The following is a 22,401-nucleotide window of genomic DNA, read 5'->3' as shown; positions in this document are numbered from 1 at the left end:
GTCCACGGCTTGAATCAGACCGTACGGAACGCCAGCACCACGTTGTGCCCACCGAACCCGAACGAGTCGTTCAGCGCGGCGATCCGCCCCTCGACGGGCAGCTTCCGGGCCTCACCCCGCACCACGTCCGCGTTGGCCTCGGCCTCCGGATCGAGGTTCTCCACGTTGATGGTCGGCGGAGCCACCCGGTGGTACAGGGCGAGCACGGTCGCGACCGTCTCGACACCCCCGGCACCACCCAGCAGATGCCCGGTCATCGACTTGGTGGCCGACACCGCCATATGGTCGGCGTCGTCGCCGAACACCTTGCGCAGCGCCTTCAGCTCGGCCACGTCACCGGCCGGCGTCGAGGTCGCGTGCGCGTTGACGTGCATGATCTCGGCCGGGTCCAGATCCGTGCGGTCCAGCAGGTTCTGCAGGGCGTGCGAGATGCCCCGCCCCTCCGGCTCCGGCTGCACGATGTCGTGGCTGTCGGCGGAGATGCCCTGCCCGACCGCCTCGGCGTACACGCGGGCACCGCGCTTGGCGGCGTGCTCGGCGGACTCCAGGACGATCACACCGGCGCCCTCGCCGAGGACGAAGCCGTCGCGCGCGACGTCGTAGGGACGCGAGGCGCCCTGCGGGTCGTCGTTGTTCTTGGACATCGCCATCATGTTGCCGAACGCGGCGATCGGCAGCGGGTGGATGGCCGCCTCCGTGCCACCCGCGACGACGATGTCGGCGCGGCCGGTGCGGATCATCTCGATGGCGTAGCCGATGGCCTCGGCACCCGACGCGCACGCGGAGACCGGCGTGTGCACGCCCGCACGGGCGCCCACGGCCAGACCCACGTTCGCGGAGGGGCTGTTCGGCATCAGCATGGGGACGGTGTGCGGGGAGACGCGGCGGACGCCCTTCTCCTTCAGCACGTCGTACTGGTCGAGGAGGGTCGTCACGCCACCGATTCCGGAGGCGATCACCGCACCGAGCCGGTCGGGGTCGACGCTCGTGTCTTCCCCGGCCTTGGCTTCGAAGCCGGCGTCCTTCCACGCCTCCTGAGCGGCGATCAGCGCGAACTGCGCCGAACGGTCCAGTCGGCGGGCCTGCGGCCGCGGGATGACCTCGGTCGGCTCCACGGCGACAGGTGCGGCGATGCGGACCGCCTGCTCGGCGGCCCACTCCTGCTCCAGGGCCTTGACGCCGGAACGTCCGGCGACCAGGCCCTCCCAGGTAGAGGCTGCGTCGCCACCCAGCGGTGTGGTTGCGCCGATACCGGTGACGACCACGGTGCGATTGGTCGAGCTCACGGGAATTCTTTCTCCAACGGATCGGGATTCAGCGGCGCCACCGCCGGGTGGCGGGGCCAGGCAGCCTGCTTGAGGATCAGGCCTGGTGCTTGAGGATGTAGTTGGTCGCGTCGCCGACGGTCTTGAGTTCCTTGACGTCCTCGTCGGGGATCTTGACGTCGAAGCGCTCCTCGGCGGCGACGACGACCTCGACCATGGACAGCGAGTCGACGTCCAGGTCGTCGGTGAAGGACTTGTCCAGCTGGACGTCCTCAACCGGGATGCCGGCGATCTCGTTCACGATGTCGGCGAGACCGGCGACGATCTCTTCCTGAGTGGCGGCCATGTCGGGCGCTCCTTCGTAGATATCCAGAGGGTGTTGGCAGGTGCTTCACCGCACCGGATCCGATGATCCGGCACGGAGTGCCTAGGGGAGGGTAACGACCGTCGCGGCGTACACGAGACCCGCCCCGAATCCGATGACGAGCGCGGTGTCGCCGCTCTTCGCCTCGCCGGTCGCCAGGAGCCGCTCCATCGCGAGCGGGATCGAGGCGGCCGAGGTGTTGCCGGTGGTGCGCACATCGCGGGCGACCGTGACGTGCTCCGGCAGTTTGAGAGTCTTCACCATCGAGTCGATGATCCGCTCGTTGGCCTGGTGAGGGATGAAGACATCCAGGTCGCCCGGGGTGATTCCGGCCGCGTCCAGCGCCTGCTGCGCGACCTTCGCCATCTCGAACACGGCCCAGCGGAAGACCGCCTGGCCCTCCTGCGTGATCGCGGGGAACTTGACGTTGCCCTCGCTGTCCAGCGGAAGCTTGTCGACGTCCCCCGTGGGGGTCCCCCCGCTCGAGCGAAGTCGAGAGTGGGGGAGGTACTCGTCCCACGGTACGGTCTGCTTGATCGTTCCGGCCTTGTCGCCCTCCGAACCCCACACCGTCGGACCGATGTGCGGTTCCTCGGACGGGCCGACCACGACCGCGCCGGCGCCGTCGCCGAACAGGAAGGCCGTCGCCCGGTCCTCCAGGTCGGTCAGATCGCTCAGCCGCTCGACGCCGATGACCAGGACGTACTGCGCCGAACCCTCGACGATCATGCCCTTGGCGAGGGTGAGGCCGTAGCCGAAGCCGGCGCAGCCCGCCGAGATGTCGAACGCGGCGGCCTTCGCCGTGCCGAGCTTGTCGGCGATCTCGGTGGCCACGGCCGGGGTCTGGCTGAAGTGCGAGACGGTCGAGACGATCACGCCGCCGATCTGCTCGGCGGAGATCCCCGCGTCCGCGATCGCCTTGCCGGACGCCTCGATGGACATCGCGGCGACGGTCTCCTCGTCGTTCGCCCAGTGGCGGGTCTCGATACCGGAGCGCGAGCGGATCCACTCGTCGGACGAGTCGATCTTCTCGAGGATCACCTCGTTCGGCACGACCCGGGTGGGACGGTAGCCGCCCACGCCGAGGATGCGCGCGTACGGGGCGCCCTTGCTGGGCTTGATCTTCGACATGCTCTCGGGCTCCTTGTCAGGCACTGTGCTCGGCGATGAGCTCGCGGGCCGCGTCGAGGTCGTCGGGGGTTTTCAGGGCGAGGGTCTTCACGCCGGGCAGCGCGCGCTTGGCGAGACCGGTCAGGGTGCCGCCGGGGCACACCTCCAGCACAGCGGTGGCACCGAGCTCCTTGAAGGTCTCCATGCACAGGTCCCAGCGGACCGGGTTGGCGACCTGGCCGACAAGGCGCGAGACGACTTCGTCCCCGGTGGCGACGGTCCGGCCGTCCTTGTTCGAGACGTACGTGATCTTCGGGTCGGCGGGCGCGAACGCCTCGGCGGCCTTGGCCAGGGCGTCGACCGCGGGGGCCATGTGGTGCGTGTGGAAGGCGCCGGCCACCTTCAGGGCGACGATCTTGCGCACGCCCTCGGGCTTGTCCTCGTTCAGCGCGGCGAGCTGCTCCAGCGTGCCCGCGGCCACGATCTGACCGGCGCCGTTGACGTTGGCCGGGGTCAGGCCCAGCCGCTCCAGGTGCGCGACGCTCACCTCGGGGTCGCCGCCGAGCAGCGCCGACATGCCGGTCTCGGTGACCGCGGCGGCGTCGGCCATGGCGAGCCCGCGGGTGCGGACGAGGGGCAGCGCGGCGGCGTCGTCCAGGACACCCGCGAAGACGGCGGCGGTGATCTCGCCGACGCTGTGCCCCGCGACGGCGCCGGGCTTGATGTCACCGAGTGCCGAGGCCGACAGCAGACCGGCCGCGACCAGGAGCGGCTGGGCCACGGAGGTGTCGCGGATCTCGTCCGCGTCGGCCTGCGTGCCGTAGTGGACGAGGTCCAGTCCGATGGCGTCCGACCATGCGGCGACGCGGTCCGCGGCACCGGGGAGTTCGAGCCAGGGAGTCAGGAAGCCGGGCGTCTGGGCGCCCTGGCCGGGAGCGACGAGTACGAGCACTCTCACACTCTCTCTTGGGGACGGGCACGGCCGCCCGTGGGGACAAGGACGAAGAACACGAAGGGGTTTTGTGGATCCTCGACAAAAGCCTAGAGTTGGAGATCGCTGTCGACCAGACGTCCCAGGATCAGTGCGATCCGCAGCGTGAACGCCGAACGAACATCGGACGGTGACCAGCCGGTGACGTCAGTCACACGTCGAAGCCGGTAGCGCACGGTGTTGGGATGGACGAAGAGCATACGGGCGGCGCCCTCGAGACTGCTCGCCTGTTCGAGATAGACGGCGAGCGTTTCCAGCAGCGCGGAGCCGGCCTCCTCCAGCGGTCTGTAGATCTCCTCCACCAGCTGCTCGCGTGCCGAGGGGTCACCGGCGATCGCGCGCTCCGGCAGCAGATCGTCCGCCAGCACCGGCCGCGGGGCGTCCTGCCAGGCAGAACACGCCTTCAGCCCGGCGGCCGCGGCCTGCGCGGAGCGGGTCGCGGCGAGCAGATCGGGTACGACGGGACCCGCCACCACCGGCCCGGCGGCGAACGGCCCGATCAGCGACTTGGCGACGGCGAGCGGGTTGTCGCTGCCGCCCGCGATGACCACGAGCCGGGCCCCGAGCACGCCGGTGAGGACCTGGAGCTTGGCGTGCCGGGCGGCCCGCCGGATGGCCTCGACGGTGAGCTCGCTGTCACCGTCGGGAGCGGCGCCCAACACCACGCACACATGCTCGGGCGAGTTCCAGCCGAGTGCGGCGGCCCGGCTGACGGCTCCCTCGTCGGCCTCGCCGCTGAGCACGGCGTTCACGACGAGCGACTCCAGCCGCGCGTCCCAGGCACCGCGTGCCTCGGCGGCCTGCGCGTACACCTGGGCGGTGGCGAAGGCGATCTCGCGGGCGTACACGAGCAGCGCCTCGCGCAAGAGGCCCTCGTCTCCCGGAGCCGCCACCTCGTCGATGGCGGACTCCATGACCTCGATGGTGGTGCGTACCATCTCGACGGTCTGGCGCAGCGTGATGGCCCTGGTCAGCTCGCGCGGCGCGGTCCCGAAGACGTCGGTGGAGATGGCCTGCGGGGCGTCCGGGTGCCGGAACCACTCGGTGAAGGCGGCGATACCGGCCTGCGCGACGAGCCCGATCCAGGAACGGTTCTCCGGGGGCATGGCCCGGTACCACGGCAGCGTCTCGTCCATGCGCGCGATGGCCTGCGCGGCGAGACTGCCGGACGACTTCTCCAGCCGCTTCAGGGTCGCGGTGTGTGCGTGGACGTCGGGCGCGGTGGAGCCGTTGCGGCGGGTTTCGGGTTCGGGCACGGGACAAGACTGCCTTATCCGGACGGGAGTGCGCGTCGCCGGGTGCCGGGTGAGGGCTACGGTGGTGCCCGTGATGGACGTACGGCGCGCCACGCAGCGCTACCGAGGCGGCGACCCGGAGGCCGGAATCGAGTCGCTGCACGCCTTCTCCTTCGGTCCGCACTACGACCCCGACAACCTCCGCTTCGGCGCGCTGATCGCCTGCAACGAGGAGCGGCTCGCCCCCTGCGCCGGCTTCGACGAGCACCCGCACAGCCACACCGAGATCGTGACGTGGGTGGTCGAGGGCGAACTGACCCACCGCGACTCCACGGGCCACGAGACGGTGGTCCGCGCCGGGGATGTGCAGAGGCTGAGCTCGGCGGCGGGCGTCCGCCACATCGAACGCAACGACGGCCCGGCCCTCCTGACCTTCGTCCAGATGTGGCTGACCCCGCTGAAGCCCGGCGGTGACCCTTCCTACGAGATCGTCCACGGCATCGCGGACTCGACGCCGTACGCCGTCCCCGAGGCGGGCGCGATGCTCCACGTACGGCGCCTGGCGGCGGGGGAGCGGACGGCGGTGCCGGACGGGGCGTACGTGTACGTGCACGTGGTGCGGGGTGAGGTGCGGCTGGACGACGAACAACTGACCCCGGGCGACGCGGCACGCATCACGGACGCGAAGGATCTGGAGGCAGTGGGGGTGACGGGCGCGGAGCTGCTGATATGGGAGATGCAGCCGTAGCAGTCTCGCTCAGCCCCGCAACTCCGCCAGCACAGCGTCCGTGAACACCGGCCACACCTCGACCGCCCACGGCCCGAAGGCACGGTCGGTCAGCGCCACGCACGCCACCCCCGCATCGGGGTCGATCCACAGAAACGTACCGGACTGTCCGAAGTGTCCGAACGTGCGCGGCGAGGACGAAGAGCCCGTCCAGTGCGGCGACTTGGAGTCCCGGATCTCGAAGCCCAGCCCCCAGTCGTTCGGGCTCTGGTGCCCGTACCCCGGCAGCACCCCCTTGGTCCCCGGGTACTGCACCGACATCGCCTCCGCGACCGTACGGGGATCGAGCAACCGCGGCGCCTGCACCTCCGCCGCGAACCGCACGAGGTCCTCCACGCTCGACACCCCGTCCTTCGCCGGGGAGCCCTCCAGCGTCGTGGAGCCCATGCCCAGCGGCTCCAGCACCGCCTGCCGCAGATACTCGCCGAACGGAATGTCCGTCGCCTTCGCGATGTGGTCCCCGAGCTGCTCGAACCCGGCGTTGGAGTACAGCCGCCGCTCCCCGGGCGCCGCCGTCACCCGGTGCTCGTCGAAGGCCAGCCCCGAGGTGTGCGCCAGCAGATGACGCACCGTCGCTCCGGGCGGCCCGGCCGGCTCGTCGAGCTCGATCGCCCCCTCCTCGTACGCGACGAGAGCGGCGTACGCGGCGAGCGGCTTGGTGACCGAGGCCAGCGGAACACGCCGCCCGAGCGGACCGTGGGTCCCCAGGACGGTCCCGTCGGCCCGCACCACACCCGCCGCGGCGGTGGGAACCGGCCAGCTTTCGATCAACGCCAGGCTCTGCAAGGACATGCGTCGAGCCTAAGGGGTCCTTGAGCGGCTCAGAGCCTCAGCCCCATCGCGGGGTCCGGCTTGCGGACGAAGCCGAGAGCCGCGTACAGGGGCTCGGCCTCCTTGGAGGCGGTGAGGAGGACCTGCCCGGCTCCCCGCGCGCGGAACCACGCGAGCAGTTCCTCCATGCACGCGCGCGCGTACCCGCGGCGCCGCGCGTCCGGGTCGGTGGCCACGCTGAACACGTACCCGGACAGCCCGCGCGGATTGCCCGCCTTCCCGATCCGGTAGTCGACCGTCCCGACCACCAGCGCCGCGAGCGACCCCGGCCGCTCCGGATGGTCGACGACGAACGCCGCGAAGTCACCGTCGGCCTCCGCCAGTCGGGCCCGCAGGGCCGGCAGGGACTCCGCGTGCCACCCCGTGTCCGCGGCGTCCGGTCGCTCCATCGAATCGATCATCACCTGCCGCAGACGCAGCACTTCCTCCGCGTCCTCGGCCGCGGCACGCCGTACAAGAATCATGCCTGTACGCTAGCCAGCCCCCCTGTGACGCGTCCTGCCGATTTCTTACCGATTCCGCTTGCTTGGAGTGCACTCCAAGGTCCTAGCGTTGGGGCCATGACGGTGATGGAGACCACGGGTACCAGGACCGACAGCTGCGCCGCCCCGCGGCAGACCGGGCGGCGTCCGGAAGGCCAGGACAGCTACACGATCAGCGAGGTCGTCGCGATCACCGGTCTGACCGCGCACACCCTGCGCTGGTACGAGCGCATCGGCCTGATGCCGCACATAGACCGCTCGCACACCGGGCAGCGCCGCTACAGCAACCGCGACCTCGACTGGCTCGACCTCGTCGGCAAGTTGCGGCTGACCGGCATGCCGGTCGCCGACATGGTGCGCTACGCGGATCTGGTGCGCGAGGGCGACCACACCTACGGCGACCGTTTCGAGCTGCTGAAGGCGACCCGTCAGGACGTCCTGGCCCGGATCGCGGAACTTCAGGACACGCTCGCGTTCCTCGACCGGAAGATCAGTTTCTACGCGGACGCCGGGCGGGCCCTGGCGTCGGAAAGGTCCTGATGACGGACAGCAAGATCCCCGCGGTCCAGCTCGGCGACGGCGGCCCCGAGGTCGGCGTACAAGGCCTCGGCTGCATGGGAATGAGCTTCGCGTACGGCCCCACGGACGCGGGCGAGTCGCGGGCCACCCTGGAGCGCGCCCTGGAACTCGGCGTCACGCTCTACGACACGGCGGACGCCTACGGCGCGGGCGAGAACGAGAAGTTCCTCTCCCCCTTCTTCCAGGCGCACCGGGACGAGGTCGTCATCGCCACGAAGTTCGCCCTGTCGATCCCGCCGGACGATCCGACGACACGGGTCATCCGCAACGACCGGCCGTACATCCGGCAGAGCGTCGAGGCCAGCCTGAAGCGCCTGGACGTCGATGTGATCGACCTCTACTACATGCACCGGCGCGATGTGAACGTGCCGATCGAGGAGACCGTCGGCGCGATGGCCGAGCTGGTGCGCGAGGGCAAGGTCAAGCACCTCGGGCTGAGCGAGGTCACGGCCGACGAGCTGCGCGGCGCGCAGGCCGTGCACCCGATCGCCGCCGTGCAGTCGGAGTGGTCCCTGTTCAGCCGGGACATCGAGGCGTACGTGGTGCCGGCCGCCCGTGACCTGGGCGTGGCCCTGGTGCCGTACTCGCCGCTGGGCCGGGGCTTCCTCACGGGCTCCTTCGTCAACGCCGACAAGGACCTGACGTCCGGAGACTTCCGCCGCCAGCAGCCCCGCTTCACGGGAGACAACGCGACGGCCAACGCGGCGCTCCTGGACCCGATCCGCACGATCGCCGAGTCCCACGGCGCCACCCTGGGCCAGATCGCCCTGGCGTGGGTCCAGCAGCGGGCGGCGGTCCACAACCTCGCGATCATCCCGATCCCGGGCACCCGCAAGCCGGGCAGGGTGGAGGAGAACGTGGGGGCGACGCGCATCGTCCTGACGGAGGAGGAACTGTCCCTGCTGGAGCCGATCGCCGCGAAGGTGGCGGGCGACCGGTACGCGGACATGACGTTCACGTCGGCGGGCCGCGAGTAGGAGCACCTGCCAGGCGCCGGGGCCGAAAACGCACCGCACCCGGCAGACGCTAAAGCTCCGCCAGCAACTCCGCCTTCTTCACCGAGAACTCCTCGTCCGTCACCAGCCCGGCCTGATGCAGCTCGCCCAGGTGACGGATCCGCTCGGCGATGTCGGCGGGGTCGCGGCGCGGCCCTCCGGAGGGCAGTGCGGGAACGGCCCCGGATTCGCGTACGGCCGCGAGCACAGCGGCAGCGAACGGCAGCGACTCGTGCACCGGCCCGTACCCGAGCCCGAACACCACAGCCGCCGGATCCTGATCGGCCTGCGCGGGAGGCTCGGCCGCGTCCCGGCGCAGTAACCGCAGATGTCCCTCGAAGACCTCGGGGGACCGCCATTCGACGCCCGTCAGGTCGGCGACCGGGAAACTCTGGTCGCCGGCCTTCCACTTCGCCGACGAGGCTCCCGTCCAGAACCACCGGAAGTGCACGGTCCGCCCGTCGAAGGACGCCTTCCCGTCGTACGCCTTGAACTGCAACGGCACGTCAGGCGCCGGCACCAGGAACCGCTCGGCCGGGCCGGTCTCGGTCAGCCGCGCCCGCAACTCGTCGGCGTAGTACTCCGCGAGAGCGTCCCGCTCGGCCGGCAGCACCAGCCGATACGGATCGCAGTTTTCCTTGAGCTGCCCCGCGGCCGCCTCCATCAGCGGATCGGCGCCGGGCCTCGGCTCGGCGCGCAGCACCACGGTCCCGCGTCTGCCCGGGGTGAGCGTCACCCCCGAGAGCGCCGACAGCGGGACACGGCGCTCGCCGAGCGCCTGGAACAGCTTGGGCGTTCGCATCCCCCGTTCGTAGCGGATGAGCACGGAGTCGGACTCGAACTCCCAGGCGGCATGAAATCCGGCCAGTACGTCACCCATGCGGCTCATCGTATGCGGCACGAGCTCCATCGTCCCCTCCCCGTACGGACCGCAATTCCTGTGCCTCTACGCGCGTCCGGCCGTCGTCGTGTCGGACAAACCATCCCGGCAGGCCGCGGTATCGCCCGCGCAGTGCACCGAGCGGTATGCGCCAATGCCGATCTCCGCGAAGTTCAGCAGGCTCTGAGTGCCCGGTTCGAAATAGCCGCTGTGCCCTTTCGCGCCGTGCGCCGACAGCACCCGCGCGCCGAACGCCGAGGACATCGGGTCGGCCCCGTGACCGAACCCGCCGACCTCCAGGTACGGCACGTCCTGGACCCAGTCGCCGGGGTCCCGCATCGCCCACACTCGGGCGGAGGTGTGCAGGTGGGAGGCCGTCGCGGCCCGCATCCCGGGGCTGCCGGCCACCGCTATGTCGGCCACCCGGTCCGGCAGCGTGCGCGCGGCGAGGCCGCACACCACGGAGCCGTAGCTGTGGCAGAACAGGGAGACCGGGGAGCTGCCGGGCAGCCCGCGCAGCAGTGCGTTCAGCCGGAGGGCACCGTCCGCCGCGCGCATCGCGGTGGCCGAGTCGATGCCGAGCCCGTCGGGCGCGGTGTAGTCGGCCCAGGCGATCACGGCCGTACGCGTCGTGGGGCTCGCGGCGCGCTCGGCGGCGTACAGGGACTCGGCCATGCCGACGGGCGCGGAGTACTTGCGGGACGTGCGCTGGAAGGTGAGCAGGTCGGTGTCGACGCCGGGGACGACGACGGAGACCCGCTCTGCCTTGTCCAGGCTGCCGAAGACCTCGGCGACCCGGCCCGTGCCGGCGGGGTCGAAGGCGAGGATGTGGCGGCCGTTGCTCAACAGCGCCTCGTAGCGGTGCATACGGCGGCCCGCCTCCCGCTGCCCGTCCGGGGTGAGCCGGGTGTCGTGCATGCGTTTCAGCTCGACCTTGCGGGCCTGCCCGAGCGCGATGCGGTTGGCGTGGTAGCGCAACTCGACGGGGGCGCCGTTCATGTTGCCGACCGCGAGCGGGTAGCGCCGGGCGAGTCTGGTGCGCTCGTGTGCGGTGAGCGAGGCGAAGAACCGGGAGAGCTGGCCGGGGGCCGCTTCCGGGTCCGGCAGCCGGTGTCCGTGGAGGTGACCGTCCTCCCACTCGCTGAGCGAGGACTGCAGGGCTGTGGTGCTCCGCTGGGTGCGCAGTGCGGTCCAGCCGGTGGTCGCCAGCATCACGAACACGACGGCCAGCGCGAGCATCGCGCGCCAGACGTTCAGTTGGGGAGAAGTATCGAAGGAAGTCACTGAAAGGACACACTAGGAGAACGAGAGGGTCTCGCGTTAACCGAGTGGCGCGGATCACGTTTCGATATCGGTGACGCGGATCTCACGTCGTACGCCAGTTCCCCAGGAGCGGCGGACCCACCTGATCGAGGTACGACGCGGTCAGCGCGCGCATGGCCTCCATGCTGAAGTCGTTCCCCACGGACCACATCCGCTCGGTCACCCGGATCACGCCGCTGAAGACTGCCACGACGAGGCGCGGCCGCGGGTCCGCGTCCACGTCGAGCCCCTCGCGCTCGGCGATGATGCGCGCGGTGTCCTCCTCCAGCTGCGCCGCGCGGCGCAGGTGGGCGGCGAGCAGGGCGGGCGACGACTCGATCATCCGGTAGGTGCGCATGTGGAGTTCGAGCGGCACCACTCGCTCGATGGCTTCGCCGATGGTGTCCCAGCTCTCCAGGACGGCCCAGCGCATCGCCTCCAGCGGGGCCTCGTGCGGCGGGCGGCCGCGCACGGCCTCGACGAAGTGCGACTCCGCGATCCGCGGCACGAAGAACGCCACATCCTCTTTGCTCGCGAAGTAACGGAAGAAGGTGCGCTGCGAGACGTCGACGGCCGCGGCGATGTCGTCGACGGTGGTCTGTTCGTAGCCGCGGGTGGCGAACAGTTCGATGGCGGCCCGCAGCAGCGCGTCCTGGGTGCGCTGCTTCTTGCGCTCGCGCAGCCCCGGTGGCGATGCGGTGTCCATGGTTCCTCTCCTTCGAACTGTTTGCCCAGTTCAGACTATCTGTGAGTGACGTGACAGTTACCGACTTGTGAATTGGTTTGTCAACTGTCAGTGGCTGTCATTAGCCTCGACCGCATGACTAGTCAGACCACCATCGACACGACGGGGTCGGGGGACAAGGCACCAGCACCCCCGTCGGACGGCTCGCCGGCCACCGGGCTGCGCGGCCACCCTTGGTTCACTCTCATCACCGTGGCGGTCGGGGTCATGATGGTGGCCCTCGACGGCACCATCGTGGCCATCGCCAACCCGGCCATCCAGAAGGACCTGGGCGCGACCTTCGCCCAGGTCCAGTGGATCACCAACGGCTACTTCCTCGCTCTCGCGGTCTCCCTGATCACCGCGGGCAAGCTCGGTGACCGCTTCGGCCACCGGCAGACCTTCCTGATCGGCGTGGTCGGCTTCGCGGTCGCGTCCGGCGCCATCGGCCTGTCCAGCAGCATCGGGCTGGTCGTCGCCTTCCGCGTCCTTCAGGGCCTGTTCGGCGCGCTGCTGATGCCGGCCGCGCTCGGCCTGCTGCGGGCCACTTTCCCGGCCGACAAGCTCAACATGGCCATCGGTATCTGGGGCATGGTCATCGGCGCCTCCACCGCGGGCGGCCCGATCCTCGGCGGCGTCCTCGTCGAGCACGTCAACTGGCAGTCGGTGTTCTTCATCAACGTGCCGGTCGGCATCCTCGCCGTCGTCCTCGGCGTCATGATCCTGCTCGACCACCGCGCGGAGAACGCCCCGCGCTCCTTCGACATCCTGGGCATCGCCCTGCTGTCGGCCGCGATGTTCTGCCTCGTCTGGGCCCTCATCAAGGCCCCCGAGTGGGGCTGGGGCGACGGCAAGACGTGGACGTTCATAGCCGTGTCGGTCGCCGGCTTCGCGCTCTTCTCCTTCTGGGAGACGAAGGTGAAGGAGCCGCTGATCCCGCTGGCGCTGTTCCGCTCGGTCCCGCTGTCGGCGGGTGTCGTGCTGATGGTCCTGATGGCCATCGCCTTCATGGGCGGCCTGTTCTTCGTGACGTTCTACCTCCAGAACGTGCACGGGATGAGCCCGATCGACGCCGGTCTGCACCTGCTGCCCCTCACCGGCATGATGATCGTCGGCTCCCCGCTCGCGGGCGCGATGATCAGCAAGGTCGGCCCGCGCATCCCGCTGGCCGGCGGCATGGCGTGCACCGCGCTCGCCATGTACGGCATGTCCACCCTGGAGACGGACACCGGCAGCGGCATCATGTCGGTCTGGTTCGCCCTGCTGGGTCTCGGCCTCGCGCCCGTCATGGTCGGCGCCACCGAGGTCATCGTCGGCAACGCGCCGATGGAGCTGTCCGGCGTGGCCGGCGGTCTCCAGCAGGCCGCGATGCAGATCGGCGGCAGCCTCGGTACGGCCGTCCTCGGTGCCGTGATGGCCTCCAAGGTCGACAGCGACCTCGCGGGCAACTGGAAGGACGCGGGACTCCCGCCGCTCACGGCGGCCCAGGAGCACCAGGCCTCCGAGGCGGTCCAGGTCGGCGTGGCGCCGATCGCGCCGGGCACGCCGGAGGCGGTCGTCACGAAGATCACCGATGTCGCCCACGAAACCTTCATCTCCGGCATGAGCCTGGCGTCCCTGGTCGCCGCCGGAGTCGCCGTCGTCGCCGTCCTGGTCGCCATGCTCACCAAGCGCGGCGCGAACGCGGAGGCGGGCGCGGGCGTCGGGCACATCTGAGGCACCGAACTCCGGGAGGGGGGCGCGGAGTTCCCCTATCCGGGTGACAAAGCTAAAGGTTCCCTCCCGCTCGGTACGCCTCGCGGGTCAGAGTGGGCCAAGCCCTCCGCACGGCATGTTCCCCGGGCAAGTTCGGGAACGGGTCCAGGAGATGGAGGGCGGCCGGTGCTGCGGCGCGCTGCCGGAGGGGGGCGGCGCGCCGCAAGGCCGGAGGATTGGGAATCGCAGCGGGGGTACTCGCCACGTCGAACCCGGAACGACCCGAATCGACCAAGGGGTTCAGGGAGTTGATGATGGCGGGCTTCGGACAAGGAACGCGCAGGTACCCCCGCTCACGTGGCCGGACGTGGTCACGGACCGGGCCGGATCGCGCGACGCTCGGAATCATCGCCCGGGGGTCTGGGGGTATCCCCCAGAAAGAGCAGTATCTGCGCGGTCGCCGGATTCTTCGTGCTGGGGATCATCCTCGGCCCCGTGGCGATCGTCTGCGGCTGGCTCGCCATGGGCCGCACCTGGGCGGGCAACCGCCCCGTACCGGCCCTGGTCGCCCTCGTACTGGGCGTCATCGACACGCTCCTGGCGGTCATCTGGCTGGCCGGAGCGGCAACCCCGGGCAACGGCATGTTCTGACCCGGGGGGAGTGAGGGAAGGGCCCCCGGTGGGACGACCGGGGGCCCACCTTCGTGTCCGGCGTGTCCGACTCCGTCAGCGCCGAGCCGGCCGCTCCTGCAACGCCGCCACCTCGGCCCGAAGCGCCCGGACCTCATCGGTCAGCATCCGGATCGCCTCCGTCTGCCGCCGCTCCTCCACATCGTCCTTCTCGAACCGCGCGATGAACCACGCGGCGATGTTCGCGGTCACCACACCCAGCAACGCGATCCCGGACAGCATCAGCCCCACCGCGATCACCCGCCCCAGCCCGGTGGTCGGCGCATGGTCCCCGTACCCCACGGTCGTCATCGTCGTGAACGACCACCACACCGCGTCACCCAGCGTATGGATGTTCCCGTCCGGCGACTCCCGCTCCACCGACAGCACGGCCAGCGACCCGAACATCAGCAGCCCGACCACGGCCCCCGCGACGTACGTCGTCAGCCGGATCTGCGAGGCCATCCGCGCCCGCCGCTGCACCAGCACCAGCGTCGACACCAGCCGCAGCAGCCTGAGCGGCTGGATCAGCGGCAGCACCACCGCGCCCAGGTCCAGCAGATGCGTCCGTACGAACAGCTTGCGATCGTGCGTCAACCCCAGCCGCATCACATAGTCGACGGCGAACGCCCCCCACACCACCCACTCGACCACCGTGCACGCACGGGTCAGGGAATGGCTCGCCGAACTGTCCACTATGGGCAGGGCATACGCGACGGCGAACACCACGGCCAGCGCCAGCAGGGGCCGTTGGGTGCGCCTCTCCCAACGCACCTGCGCCGATTGCTCTTTCATGACCGCATCGTAAAGAAACAGTGAGGGTGGTGGGGCCGCAGGGGCCCCACCACCCTTCGCCGCTCAAGCCGCGCAGCGCTCAGCAGTGCTCAGCAGTGCTCAGCAGCGCTACGCGTCGCCGCCCGCCGCCCCCGGGTCCGCCGCCGAGACGTCGAGCAACTGGTACCGGTCGATCGCCTGCTTCAGCGCCGAGCGGTCCACCTTGCCCTCCCTCGCCAGCTCGGTCAGCACCCCCACCACGATCGACTGCGCGTCGATGTGGAAGAAGCGACGGGCCGCCCCACGGGTGTCGGCGAAGCCGAAGCCGTCCGCGCCCAGCGACTGGTACGTCCCCGGCACCCACCGCGCGATCTGGTCCGGAACCGACCGCATCCAGTCGGACACGGCCACGAACGGTCCCTCAGCGTCGGCCAGCTTGCGCGTCACGTACGGCACGCGCTGCTCCTCCTCGGGATGCAGCAGGTTGTACTCCTCGCACCGCACGGCCTCGCGCCGCAGCTCGTTCCAGGACGTCGCCGACCAGACGTCGGCCCGGACGTTCCACTCCTCGGCGAGGATCCGCTGCGCCTCGATCGCCCACGGAACCGCGACACCCGACGCCATGATCTGCGCCGGAATCGACCCCGAGGTGCCCGCCGAGAAGCGGTGGATGCCCTTGACGATGCCCTCGACGTCCACGCTCGCAGGCTCGGCCGGATGCTGGATCGGCTCGTTGTAGACGGTGAGGTAGTAGAAGACGTCCTCGCCGTGCGGGTGCTCCTCGGAGCCGCCGTACATCCGGCGCAGACCGTCCTGCACGATGTGCGCGATCTCGAACCCGAACGCCGGGTCGTAGGCCACACAGCCCGGGTTCGTCGAGGCGAGCAGCTGCGAGTGGCCGTCGGCGTGCTGCAGACCCTCACCGGTCAGTGTCGTGCGGCCCGCGGTCGCGCCCAGTACGAATCCGCGCGCCAGCTGGTCCGACATCTGCCAGAACTGGTCGCCGGTGCGCTGGAAACCGAACATCGAGTAGAAGACGTAGACCGGGATCAGCGGTTCGCCGTGCGTGGCGTACGCCGAGCCCGCGGCGATCAGCGAGGCCGTACAGCCCGCCTCGGAGATGCCGTCGTGCAGCATCTGCCCGGTCGGCGACTCCTTGTAGGCGAGCAGCAGGTCCCGGTCCACGGCCTCGTACTGCTGGCCGAGCGGGTTGTAGATCTTCGCGCTCGGGAAGAAGGAGTCCATGCCGAACGTGCGGTACTCGTCCGGCGCGATCAGCACGAACCGCTTGCCGATCTCCTTGTCCCGCATCAGGTCCTTGAGCAGCCGTACGAACGCCATGGTCGTGGCGATGGACTGCTGGCCCGAGCCCTTCTTCACGGTCGCGTACGTCTTGTCGTCCGGCAGCGCCAGCGGCTCGGAGCGTACGACGCGCGTGGGGACGTATCCGCCCAGGCCCTTGCGGCGGTCGTGCATGTACTGGATCTCTTCGGAGCTGCGGCCCGGGTGGTAGTACGGCGGCGGGCCGCTCTCCAGCTCCTTGTCGGAGATGGGCAGGTGCAGACGGTCGCGGAAGTGCTTGAGGTCGTCGACCGTCAGCTTCTTCATCTGGTGCGTGGCGTTGCGGCCCTCGAAGTTCGGACCCAGCGTCCAGCCCTTGATGGTCTTGGCCAGGATCACCGTCGGCTGGCCCTTGTGCTCGACGGCCGCCTTGTACGCGGCGAAGATCTTCCGGTGGTCGTGACCGCCGCGCCCCAGGTGCAGGATCTGGTCGTCGGTCATGCCCTCGACCATCGCGCGCAGCCGCTGGTCGTCGCCGAAGAAGTGGTCGCGGATGTAGGCGCCGGTCTCGGTGGCGTACGTCTGGAACTGCCCGTCCGGCGTGGTGTTCATCTTGTTGACCAGAACGCCGTCACGGTCCTGCGCCAGCAGCGGGTCCCAGGTGCGGTCCCACACCAGCTTGATCACGTTCCAGCCGGCGCCCCGGAAGACCGACTCCAGCTCCTGGATGATCTTGCCGTTGCCGCGCACCGGTCCGTCGAGCCGTTGGAGGTTGCAGTTGACGACGAAGGTGAGGTTGTCCAGGCCCTCACGGGCGGCGATGGACAGCTGGCCGAGCGACTCGGGCTCGTCCATCTCGCCGTCACCCAGGAACGCCCATACGTGCGACTTCGAGGTGTCCGCGATCCCGCGCGCCTGCATGTACCGGTTCATCCGGGCCTGGTAGATCGCGCCGATCGGGCCCAGGCCCATCGACACGGTCGGGAACTCCCAGAAGTCCGGCATCAGCCGCGGGTGCGGGTAGCTGGACAGCCCGTACGGAGCCTTCGACTTCTCCTGGCGGAAACCGTCCAGGTTCTGCTCGCTGAGCCGGTCCAGCATGTACGCGCGTGCGTAGATGCCCGGCGAGGCGTGGCCCTGGAAGAAGACCTGGTCGCCGCCGTCGCCCTCGTCCTTGCCGCGGAAGAAGTGGTTGAAGCCCACGTCGTAGAGCGACGCGGAGGAGGCGAAGGTGGCGATGTGGCCGCCTACGCCGATGCCGGGCCGCTGGGCACGCGAGACCATCACCGCGGCGTTCCAACGGGTCGCGTTGAGGATCTTCCGCTCGATCTCCTCGTTGCCCGGGAAGAACGGCTCGCTCTTGGTGGGGATGGTGTTGATGTAGTCCGTGCTGCGCATCTCGGGCACGGCCACGCGCTTCTCGCGGGCCCGCTCGATCAGCCGGAGCATCAGGTAGCGGGCCCGCTCCCGGCCGCGCTCGTCCACGGCGGCGTCGAGGGAGTCGAGCCACTCCTGGGTTTCCTCGGGATCGAAGTCAGGAACCTGACTCGGAAGGCCGCCAATGATGATCGGGTTGCGATCGGATCCGGAAGCCACGCTGTTCCTTACCTGTCAGAGGGCTGCTGTTCGAGGTTTTCTCGGGGGTTTGCGCTGTGCCTGCACCGTTCCCCATCGTGTACCTCGGGGGCGTAAACGTCATCTCTACTGTGAGGTAACCCGTCCTTCGTAAAGCGTTTGGGACCCACGGAAGGTTCCCAAACGTACAAACGGGGCAGAAGGGTGTGGTGTGCATCACTTCGGGTCGTGGTGGCGTGCCGTAAGTTGCGGCGACACGGCCCGGAACGTCACCGTTTCGGCGGTCTGCACGGCCGGGTACTTGCGCGATCCGCCCCGCCCGTGTGGACTACGGCCAATGCTTCGCGCACGCGCGTGGCTGAGTTATTCACCAAGACATGATCAGGAGGCAACCCGTGAGCGCGACCGCGGACCACGCGGAGGAGCGGACGAACCCTGCCGTCAGGCTGGGGTTCCAGCCCGAGCAGGTGGTCCAGGAGATCGGCTACGACGACGACGTAGACCAGGAACTCCGCGAGGCCATTGAAGAAGTCATCGGCAGCGACCTGGTGGATGAGGACTACGACGACGTAGCCGATGCCGTGGTGCTGTGGTTCCGCGACGAGGACGGCGACCTGACGGATGCGCTGGTGGATGCCACCACGTACATCGAAGAGGGCGGTTCGATCCTGCTGCTGACGCCGAAGACAGGCCGGGACGGCTACGTGGAGCCGAGCGACATCTCCGAAGCCGCGACGACGGCCGGGCTCTCCGCGTCGAAGAGCGTCAGCGTCGGCAAGGACTGGAGCGGCAGCCGGCTGGTGACGCCGAAGGCCGCAGCCACCAAGAAGAAGTAGCCACCGAACGCCGGACGGGCCGGGTGCGCGGCCTCGGTCGCCTCACCCAGCCCGTCCGATGGTCCCCGGTGATCGCTGCGTAGGGTGGTCTCACCCGAACAGCCCCACCCGAAGGGACATCCACGAGATGGCGATCCAGGTCGGCGAGAAAGCCCCGGACTTCGAGCTCAAGGACAACCACGGCAGGGCCGTGAAGCTGTCCGATTTCCGCGGCCGCCAGAACGTCGTGCTGCTCTTCTACCCCTTCGCCTTCACCGGCGTGTGCACGGGCGAGCTGTGCGAGCTGCGCGACAACCTGCCGCAGTTCTCCGACCGCGACACCCAGCTGCTCGCCGTGTCGAACGACTCCATCCACACCCTGCGCGTCTTCGCCGAGCAGGAGGGCTTCGAGTACCCCCTGCTGAGCGACTTCTGGCCGCACGGCGAGACCTCGCGTGCCTACGGCGTCTTCGACGAGGACAAGGGCTGCGCGGTGCGCGGCACCTTCGTCATCGACAAGGAGGGCGTCGTGCGCTGGACCGTCGTCAACGGTCTGCCGGACGCGCGTGACCTGAACGAGTACGTCAAGGCGCTCGACACCCTGTGATTGTTCGGTTCCAGGGCCTGCGTGGTTCGGGAACCCCTCACTAGGATCGACTCGTTGATCCGACATCGAACGCACGGCGGGGCTCCCCGCCCCTGGACACCAATGGAGGACTCGTGGGAGTCAGCCTCAGCAAGGGCGGCAACGTATCACTGACCAAGGAGGCCCCGGGCCTGACCGCGGTCATCGTCGGTCTGGGGTGGGACATCCGCACCACGACCGGCACCGACTTCGACCTGGACGCCAGCGCTCTGCTGCTGAACCCGTCCGGCAAGGTCGCAAGTGACGCGCACTTCATCTTCTTCAACAACCTCAAGAGCCCCGACGGCTCGGTGGAGCACACCGGTGACAACCTCACCGGTGAGGGCGAGGGCGACGACGAGCAGATCAAGGTCGACCTCGCGAACGTCCCGGCGGACGTCGAGAAGATCGTCTTCCCGGTGTCGATCTACGACGCCGAGAACCGCCAGCAGTCCTTCGGCCAGGTGCGCAACGCGTTCATCCGCGTCGCCAACCAGGCCGGCGGCGCCGAGATCGCCCGGTACGACCTCTCCGAGGACGCTTCCACCGAGACCGCCATGGTCTTCGGTGAGCTCTACCGGCACGGCGCGGAGTGGAAGTTCCGCGCCATCGGCCAGGGCTACGCCTCGGGCCTGCGCGGCATCGCGCAGGACTTCGGTGTGAACGTCTGAGCCGACGTCGACCGACGTCCGAAGGGTCTCATTGTCCGGCGCCGCACTGTTTGGGTGTGGCGCCGGACGTGCAGGACAACCAGAGAAAGCACCGTCTCGGGGAGGGACCAGCAACATGGGCGTCACGCTCGCCAAGGGAGGCAACGTCTCCCTGTCCAAGGCCGCACCCGACCTCACCCAGGTGATGATCGGGCTCGGCTGGGACGCGCGCTCCACCACCGGAGCCCCCTTCGACCTCGACGCCAGCGCACTGATGTGCAGCAACGGGCGGGTGCTGGGGGACGAGTGGTTCGTCTTCTACAACCAGCTCAAGAGCCCGGACGGCTCGGTGGAGCACACCGGTGACAACCTCACCGGTGAGGGCGAGGGCGACGACGAGTCGATCCTGATCGACCTGTCCAAGGTGCCACCCCAGTGCGACAAGATCGTCTTCCCTGTCTCGATCCACCTGGCCGACGAGCGCGGCCAGACCTTCGGCCAGGTCAGCAACGCCTTCATCCGCGTGGTCAACCAGGCCGACGGCCAGGAACTCGCCCGCTACGACCTGAGTGAGGACGCCTCCACGGAGACCGCGATGATCTTCGGTGAGGTCTACCGCTACCAGGCCGAATGGAAGTTCAGGGCCGTGGGACAGGGGTACGCGTCGGGGCTGCGAGGCATCGCTCTAGACTTCGGAGTCAACGTTTCGTAAAGCCGGGTACGGCGCGCGGGGGAAACCCGTACACCCCGTACACAAGGGATTGGGTAGCCAGTGGTTCTGAAAACCTTCGGCTGGTCGTTCGCGGTCACCGCGCTCGGCCTCGTCGCGGCGGTCTTCATCGGGGGGTGGACCGCCTTCGGTATCGTGGCGATCCTCTCCGTCCTTGAGATCTCGCTGTCCTTCGACAACGCAGTGATCAACGCCGGAATCCTGAAGAAGATGTCCGCCTTCTGGCAGAAGATCTTCCTCACGATCGGCATTCTGATCGCCGTATTCGGTATGCGGCTGGTCTTTCCTGTCGTCATCGTCGCCGTCAGCGCCTCGATGGGGCCCATCGAGGCCGTCGACCTCGCGCTGACCGACAAGGACCGTTACGAGCAGCTCGTCACCGACGCCCACCCGGCGATCGCGGCCTTCGGTGGCATGTTCCTGCTGATGATCTTCCTCGACTTCATCTTCGAGGACCGGGACATCAAATGGCTCGGTTGGATCGAGCGGCCGCTGGCCAAGCTCGGCAAGGTCGACATGCTGTCGGTCTGCATCGCGCTGATCGTGCTGCTGATCTCCTCGATGACCTTCGCGACCCATGCCCACCTGCACGCCGGGAGCGCGGACAAGGCGGAGACGGTGCTGCTAGCCGGTATTGGCGGTCTCATCACGTACATGATCGTCGGCGGTCTCTCCGGCTTCTTCGAGGGCAAGCTCGAAGAAGAGGAGGAACGCGAGCACGAGGCGGAGGAAGCGGCGGTACGCGAGGGCAAGCCACGCTCGGCGGTCGTCCTGGCCGGCCAGGCCGCGTTCTTCATGTTCCTCTACCTCGAGGTCCTGGACGCGTCCTTCTCCTTCGACGGCGTCATCGGCGCCTTCGCCATCACCAACGACATCATCCTGATGGCCCTCGGCCTCGGCATCGGCGCCATGTACGTCCGGTCGCTCACGGTCTACCTGGTCCGCCAGGGCACCCTCGACGACTACGTGTACCTGGAGCACGGCGCGCACTACGCCATCGGCGCCCTCGCCGTGATCCTCCTGGTCACCATCCAGTACGAGATCCACGAGCTCATCACCGGCAGCATCGGTGTCATCCTGATCGCCTGGTCCTTCTGGTCCTCCGTGCGCCGCAACCGGGCCTTGGCGGCGGCCGAGGGAAAAGCGTCGGGCACGGACGAGAAGACTGAGGTCTCGTCCGGGGTGTGACAACCCTCCGAGTGAGGAACGCTCTGTGCGGGGCGGCCGGAGGACATGTCCTCCGGCCGCCCCGCCGGTCTGACGAGTGAACGTGGGGGCGGGAATGGGCTTCTTGGACGGACTCCGACCTGGCAAGGCGGCCGAGTTCGACTCCGGCAACGCGGCGACGAACTCCATCGAGCTGACCAAACGGCACAGCCAGGTCTCCCTCACCAAACAGGGCGCGGCCACCGGACATCTGCGCGTCAACCTGGCTTGGCGTATGCGGACGTCCGACATCGGCGGCTCCCAGCGCGAGAGCCTGCTGCGGCACCCCTTCAAGGCGCTCAAGCCGCCGGAGGTCCTCGGGCACAGCCAGAGCATGGTCAACGTCGACCTCGACCTGGGCGTCCTGTACGAGCTCCAGGACGGCACCAAGGGCGTGGTCCAGCCGCTCGGCGGCTACCTCGGCGACGTCAACGCGCCGCCGTACGTGAAGCTCAGCGGGGACGACCGGTTCGGTTCGGCGTCCGGTGAGACGCTCTACGTCAACCTCGACCACCGGGACGCCATCAAACGGCTGCTGGTCTTCGTCTACATCTACGACCAGACCCCCGCGTTCGACCGTACCCACGCCATCGTCACGCTGTACCCCAGCAACGGCCCGCGCATCGAGATACATCTCGACGAGCGGCACCCCCAGGCCCGCTCCTGCGCGGTCGTGATGATCGAGAACGTCAAGGGGGAGATGATGGTCCGCCGGGAAGTGAAGTTCGTGTACGGGTTCCAGGCGGAGCTGGATCGGTTGTACGGGTGGGGGTTGCAGTGGGGGCGGGGTTACAAGGCGAAGGCCGAGCGTTGAGGTCGCGGCGCCTGTGACGCCT

At 69.1% G+C, this 22,401-nt stretch carries 22 protein-coding genes and 1 pseudogene; 11 read left to right on the top strand and 12 right to left on the bottom strand.

What is annotated here, in order from left to right:
• Positions 1-14: 14 nt before the first annotated feature.
• The 5 genes from fabF to Q4V64_RS15115 all read right to left on the bottom strand — a co-directional run bounded on the left by fabF (position 15) and on the right by Q4V64_RS15115 (position 4,986).
• Positions 15-1,286, bottom strand: coding sequence for a beta-ketoacyl-ACP synthase II (gene fabF / locus Q4V64_RS15135; RefSeq protein WP_124442604.1), 1,272 nt, complete (start codon positions 1,284-1,286; stop codon positions 15-17).
• 76 nt (positions 1,287-1,362) lie between these two features.
• On the bottom strand, positions 1,363-1,611 hold the full coding sequence (locus Q4V64_RS15130; RefSeq protein WP_124442605.1) for an acyl carrier protein: 249 nt from the start codon (positions 1,609-1,611) through the stop codon (positions 1,363-1,365).
• A gap of 81 nt (positions 1,612-1,692) precedes the next feature.
• Complete coding sequence (locus tag Q4V64_RS15125; protein WP_124442606.1) at positions 1,693-2,760, bottom strand: ketoacyl-ACP synthase III; 1,068 nt, start codon at positions 2,758-2,760, stop codon at positions 1,693-1,695.
• 16 nt (positions 2,761-2,776) lie between these two features.
• Complete coding sequence (locus Q4V64_RS15120; RefSeq protein ID WP_124442607.1) at positions 2,777-3,691, bottom strand: ACP S-malonyltransferase; 915 nt, start codon at positions 3,689-3,691, stop codon at positions 2,777-2,779.
• Positions 3,692-3,780: 89 nt separating this feature from the next.
• Positions 3,781-4,986, bottom strand: coding sequence for a helix-turn-helix domain-containing protein (locus Q4V64_RS15115; RefSeq protein WP_124442608.1), 1,206 nt, complete (start codon positions 4,984-4,986; stop codon positions 3,781-3,783).
• A gap of 73 nt (positions 4,987-5,059) precedes the next feature.
• Here Q4V64_RS15115 and Q4V64_RS15110 point away from each other — a divergent pair, with 73 nt between their 5' ends.
• Positions 5,060-5,713, top strand: a complete 654-nt coding sequence (locus tag Q4V64_RS15110; RefSeq protein ID WP_124442717.1) for a pirin family protein — start codon at positions 5,060-5,062, stop codon at positions 5,711-5,713.
• Between the two features lie 9 nt (positions 5,714-5,722).
• Here the strand turns inward: Q4V64_RS15110 and Q4V64_RS15105 are convergent, their stop codons facing one another.
• The gene (locus Q4V64_RS15105; RefSeq protein WP_124442609.1) at positions 5,723-6,544 is read right to left on the bottom strand and encodes a serine hydrolase domain-containing protein; all 822 of its coding nucleotides are present in this window, start codon (positions 6,542-6,544) and stop codon (positions 5,723-5,725) included.
• A gap of 29 nt (positions 6,545-6,573) precedes the next feature.
• Positions 6,574-7,047: a GNAT family N-acetyltransferase gene (locus tag Q4V64_RS15100; protein WP_124442610.1), complete on the bottom strand. Its 474-nt coding sequence runs from the start codon at positions 7,045-7,047 to the stop codon at positions 6,574-6,576.
• Positions 7,048-7,143: 96 nt separating this feature from the next.
• On the opposite strand from Q4V64_RS15100, the gene Q4V64_RS15095 reads away from it, so the two are divergent.
• Both Q4V64_RS15095 and Q4V64_RS15090 read left to right on the top strand, forming a co-directional pair.
• Positions 7,144-7,605 carry a MerR family transcriptional regulator gene (locus Q4V64_RS15095; RefSeq protein WP_124442611.1) on the top strand — a complete coding sequence of 154 codons (462 nt, stop codon included), beginning with the start codon at positions 7,144-7,146 and terminating at the stop codon, positions 7,603-7,605.
• Positions 7,605-8,621: an aldo/keto reductase gene (locus Q4V64_RS15090; RefSeq protein ID WP_124442612.1), complete on the top strand. Its 1,017-nt coding sequence runs from the start codon at positions 7,605-7,607 to the stop codon at positions 8,619-8,621. Before Q4V64_RS15095 ends, Q4V64_RS15090 begins: the two co-directional genes overlap by 1 nt.
• Before the next feature lie 49 nt (positions 8,622-8,670).
• Here Q4V64_RS15090 and Q4V64_RS15085 read toward each other — a convergent pair whose 3' ends face one another.
• The 3 genes from Q4V64_RS15085 to Q4V64_RS15075 form a co-directional block, all read right to left on the bottom strand.
• A complete protein-coding gene (locus Q4V64_RS15085; RefSeq protein WP_124442718.1) occupies positions 8,671-9,528 on the bottom strand; it encodes a DUF4429 domain-containing protein in 858 nt (285 codons plus the stop codon).
• Positions 9,529-9,585: 57 nt separating this feature from the next.
• Positions 9,586-10,803, bottom strand: coding sequence for an alpha/beta hydrolase (locus Q4V64_RS15080; RefSeq protein ID WP_124442613.1), 1,218 nt, complete (start codon positions 10,801-10,803; stop codon positions 9,586-9,588).
• Between the two features lie 82 nt (positions 10,804-10,885).
• Positions 10,886-11,527, bottom strand: coding sequence for a TetR family transcriptional regulator (locus tag Q4V64_RS15075; RefSeq protein WP_124442614.1), 642 nt, complete (start codon positions 11,525-11,527; stop codon positions 10,886-10,888).
• A 114-nt stretch (positions 11,528-11,641) separates the two neighbouring features.
• On the opposite strand from Q4V64_RS15075, the gene Q4V64_RS15070 reads away from it, so the two are divergent.
• Positions 11,642-13,261, top strand: a complete 1,620-nt coding sequence (locus Q4V64_RS15070; RefSeq protein ID WP_124442615.1) for an MFS transporter — start codon at positions 11,642-11,644, stop codon at positions 13,259-13,261.
• Between the two features lie 290 nt (positions 13,262-13,551).
• Positions 13,552-13,891, top strand: a pseudogene (locus Q4V64_RS54985) (small hydrophobic protein).
• A 75-nt stretch (positions 13,892-13,966) separates the two neighbouring features.
• On the opposite strand, the gene Q4V64_RS15060 reads toward Q4V64_RS54985, so the two are convergent.
• Together Q4V64_RS15060 and aceE are read right to left on the bottom strand one after the other, a co-directional pair.
• Positions 13,967-14,704 carry a potassium channel family protein gene (locus tag Q4V64_RS15060; RefSeq protein WP_124442616.1) on the bottom strand — a complete coding sequence of 246 codons (738 nt, stop codon included), beginning with the start codon at positions 14,702-14,704 and terminating at the stop codon, positions 13,967-13,969.
• Positions 14,705-14,812: 108 nt separating this feature from the next.
• On the bottom strand, positions 14,813-17,560 hold the full coding sequence (aceE, locus tag Q4V64_RS15055) for a pyruvate dehydrogenase (acetyl-transferring), homodimeric type (protein ID WP_124442617.1): 2,748 nt from the start codon (positions 17,558-17,560) through the stop codon (positions 14,813-14,815).
• Positions 17,561-17,934: 374 nt separating this feature from the next.
• Here aceE and Q4V64_RS15050 point away from each other — a divergent pair, with 374 nt between their 5' ends.
• The 6 genes from Q4V64_RS15050 to Q4V64_RS15025 all read left to right on the top strand — a co-directional run bounded on the left by Q4V64_RS15050 (position 17,935) and on the right by Q4V64_RS15025 (position 22,379).
• Complete coding sequence (locus tag Q4V64_RS15050) at positions 17,935-18,375, top strand: DUF3052 domain-containing protein (protein ID WP_172629393.1); 441 nt, start codon at positions 17,935-17,937, stop codon at positions 18,373-18,375.
• 127 nt (positions 18,376-18,502) lie between these two features.
• Positions 18,503-18,961 (top strand): peroxiredoxin, encoded by a 459-nt coding sequence (locus Q4V64_RS15045; RefSeq protein WP_124442618.1) that lies wholly within the window; start codon positions 18,503-18,505, stop codon positions 18,959-18,961.
• 113 nt (positions 18,962-19,074) lie between these two features.
• Complete coding sequence (locus tag Q4V64_RS15040; protein WP_124442619.1) at positions 19,075-19,650, top strand: calcium homeostasis/redox stress adaptation protein; 576 nt, start codon at positions 19,075-19,077, stop codon at positions 19,648-19,650.
• Between the two features lie 115 nt (positions 19,651-19,765).
• Entirely contained in the window at positions 19,766-20,341 is a 576-nt protein-coding gene (locus Q4V64_RS15035; protein WP_124442620.1) for a TerD family protein, read from the top strand.
• A 60-nt stretch (positions 20,342-20,401) separates the two neighbouring features.
• The gene (locus Q4V64_RS15030; RefSeq protein WP_124442621.1) at positions 20,402-21,547 is read left to right on the top strand and encodes a DUF475 domain-containing protein; all 1,146 of its coding nucleotides are present in this window, start codon (positions 20,402-20,404) and stop codon (positions 21,545-21,547) included.
• A gap of 94 nt (positions 21,548-21,641) precedes the next feature.
• Positions 21,642-22,379 (top strand): Tellurium resistance, encoded by a 738-nt coding sequence (locus tag Q4V64_RS15025; protein ID WP_124442622.1) that lies wholly within the window; start codon positions 21,642-21,644, stop codon positions 22,377-22,379.
• The last annotated feature ends 22 nt before the right edge of the window (positions 22,380-22,401 follow it).

The organism is Streptomyces sp. NL15-2K, assembly GCF_030551255.1.
Taxonomy (GTDB): Bacteria; Actinomycetota; Actinomycetes; order Streptomycetales; family Streptomycetaceae; genus Streptomyces.
The sequence above is the reverse complement of the archived record's forward strand: the minus strand, read 5'-3'. Positions and strand labels throughout refer to the sequence as shown.

Bases quoted from the DNA above. Each gene is read 5' to 3' on its own strand.
- Q4V64_RS15085 (WP_124442718.1), bottom strand. From the start codon at position 9,528: ATGAGCCGCATGGGTGACGTACTGGCCGGATTTCATGCCGCCTGGGAG.
- Q4V64_RS15105 (WP_124442609.1), bottom strand. From the start codon at position 6,544: ATGTCCTTGCAGAGCCTGGCGTTGATCGAAAGCTGGCCGGTTCCCACC.
- Q4V64_RS15125 (WP_124442606.1), bottom strand. From the start codon at position 2,760: ATGTCGAAGATCAAGCCCAGCAAGGGCGCCCCGTACGCGCGCATCCTC.
- Q4V64_RS15035 (WP_124442620.1), top strand. From the start codon at position 19,766: ATGGGCGTCACGCTCGCCAAGGGAGGCAACGTCTCCCTGTCCAAGGCC.
- Q4V64_RS15060 (WP_124442616.1), bottom strand. From the start codon at position 14,704: ATGAAAGAGCAATCGGCGCAGGTGCGTTGGGAGAGGCGCACCCAACGG.
- Q4V64_RS15025 (WP_124442622.1), top strand. From the start codon at position 21,642: ATGGGCTTCTTGGACGGACTCCGACCTGGCAAGGCGGCCGAGTTCGAC.
- Q4V64_RS15075 (WP_124442614.1), bottom strand. From the start codon at position 11,527: ATGGACACCGCATCGCCACCGGGGCTGCGCGAGCGCAAGAAGCAGCGC.
- Q4V64_RS15100 (WP_124442610.1), bottom strand. From the start codon at position 7,047: ATGATTCTTGTACGGCGTGCCGCGGCCGAGGACGCGGAGGAAGTGCTG.
- Q4V64_RS15070 (WP_124442615.1), top strand. From the start codon at position 11,642: ATGACTAGTCAGACCACCATCGACACGACGGGGTCGGGGGACAAGGCA.
- Q4V64_RS15110 (WP_124442717.1), top strand. From the start codon at position 5,060: ATGGACGTACGGCGCGCCACGCAGCGCTACCGAGGCGGCGACCCGGAG.
- Q4V64_RS15130 (WP_124442605.1), bottom strand. From the start codon at position 1,611: ATGGCCGCCACTCAGGAAGAGATCGTCGCCGGTCTCGCCGACATCGTG.
- Q4V64_RS15095 (WP_124442611.1), top strand. From the start codon at position 7,144: ATGACGGTGATGGAGACCACGGGTACCAGGACCGACAGCTGCGCCGCC.
- Q4V64_RS15045 (WP_124442618.1), top strand. From the start codon at position 18,503: ATGGCGATCCAGGTCGGCGAGAAAGCCCCGGACTTCGAGCTCAAGGAC.
- Q4V64_RS15090 (WP_124442612.1), top strand. From the start codon at position 7,605: ATGACGGACAGCAAGATCCCCGCGGTCCAGCTCGGCGACGGCGGCCCC.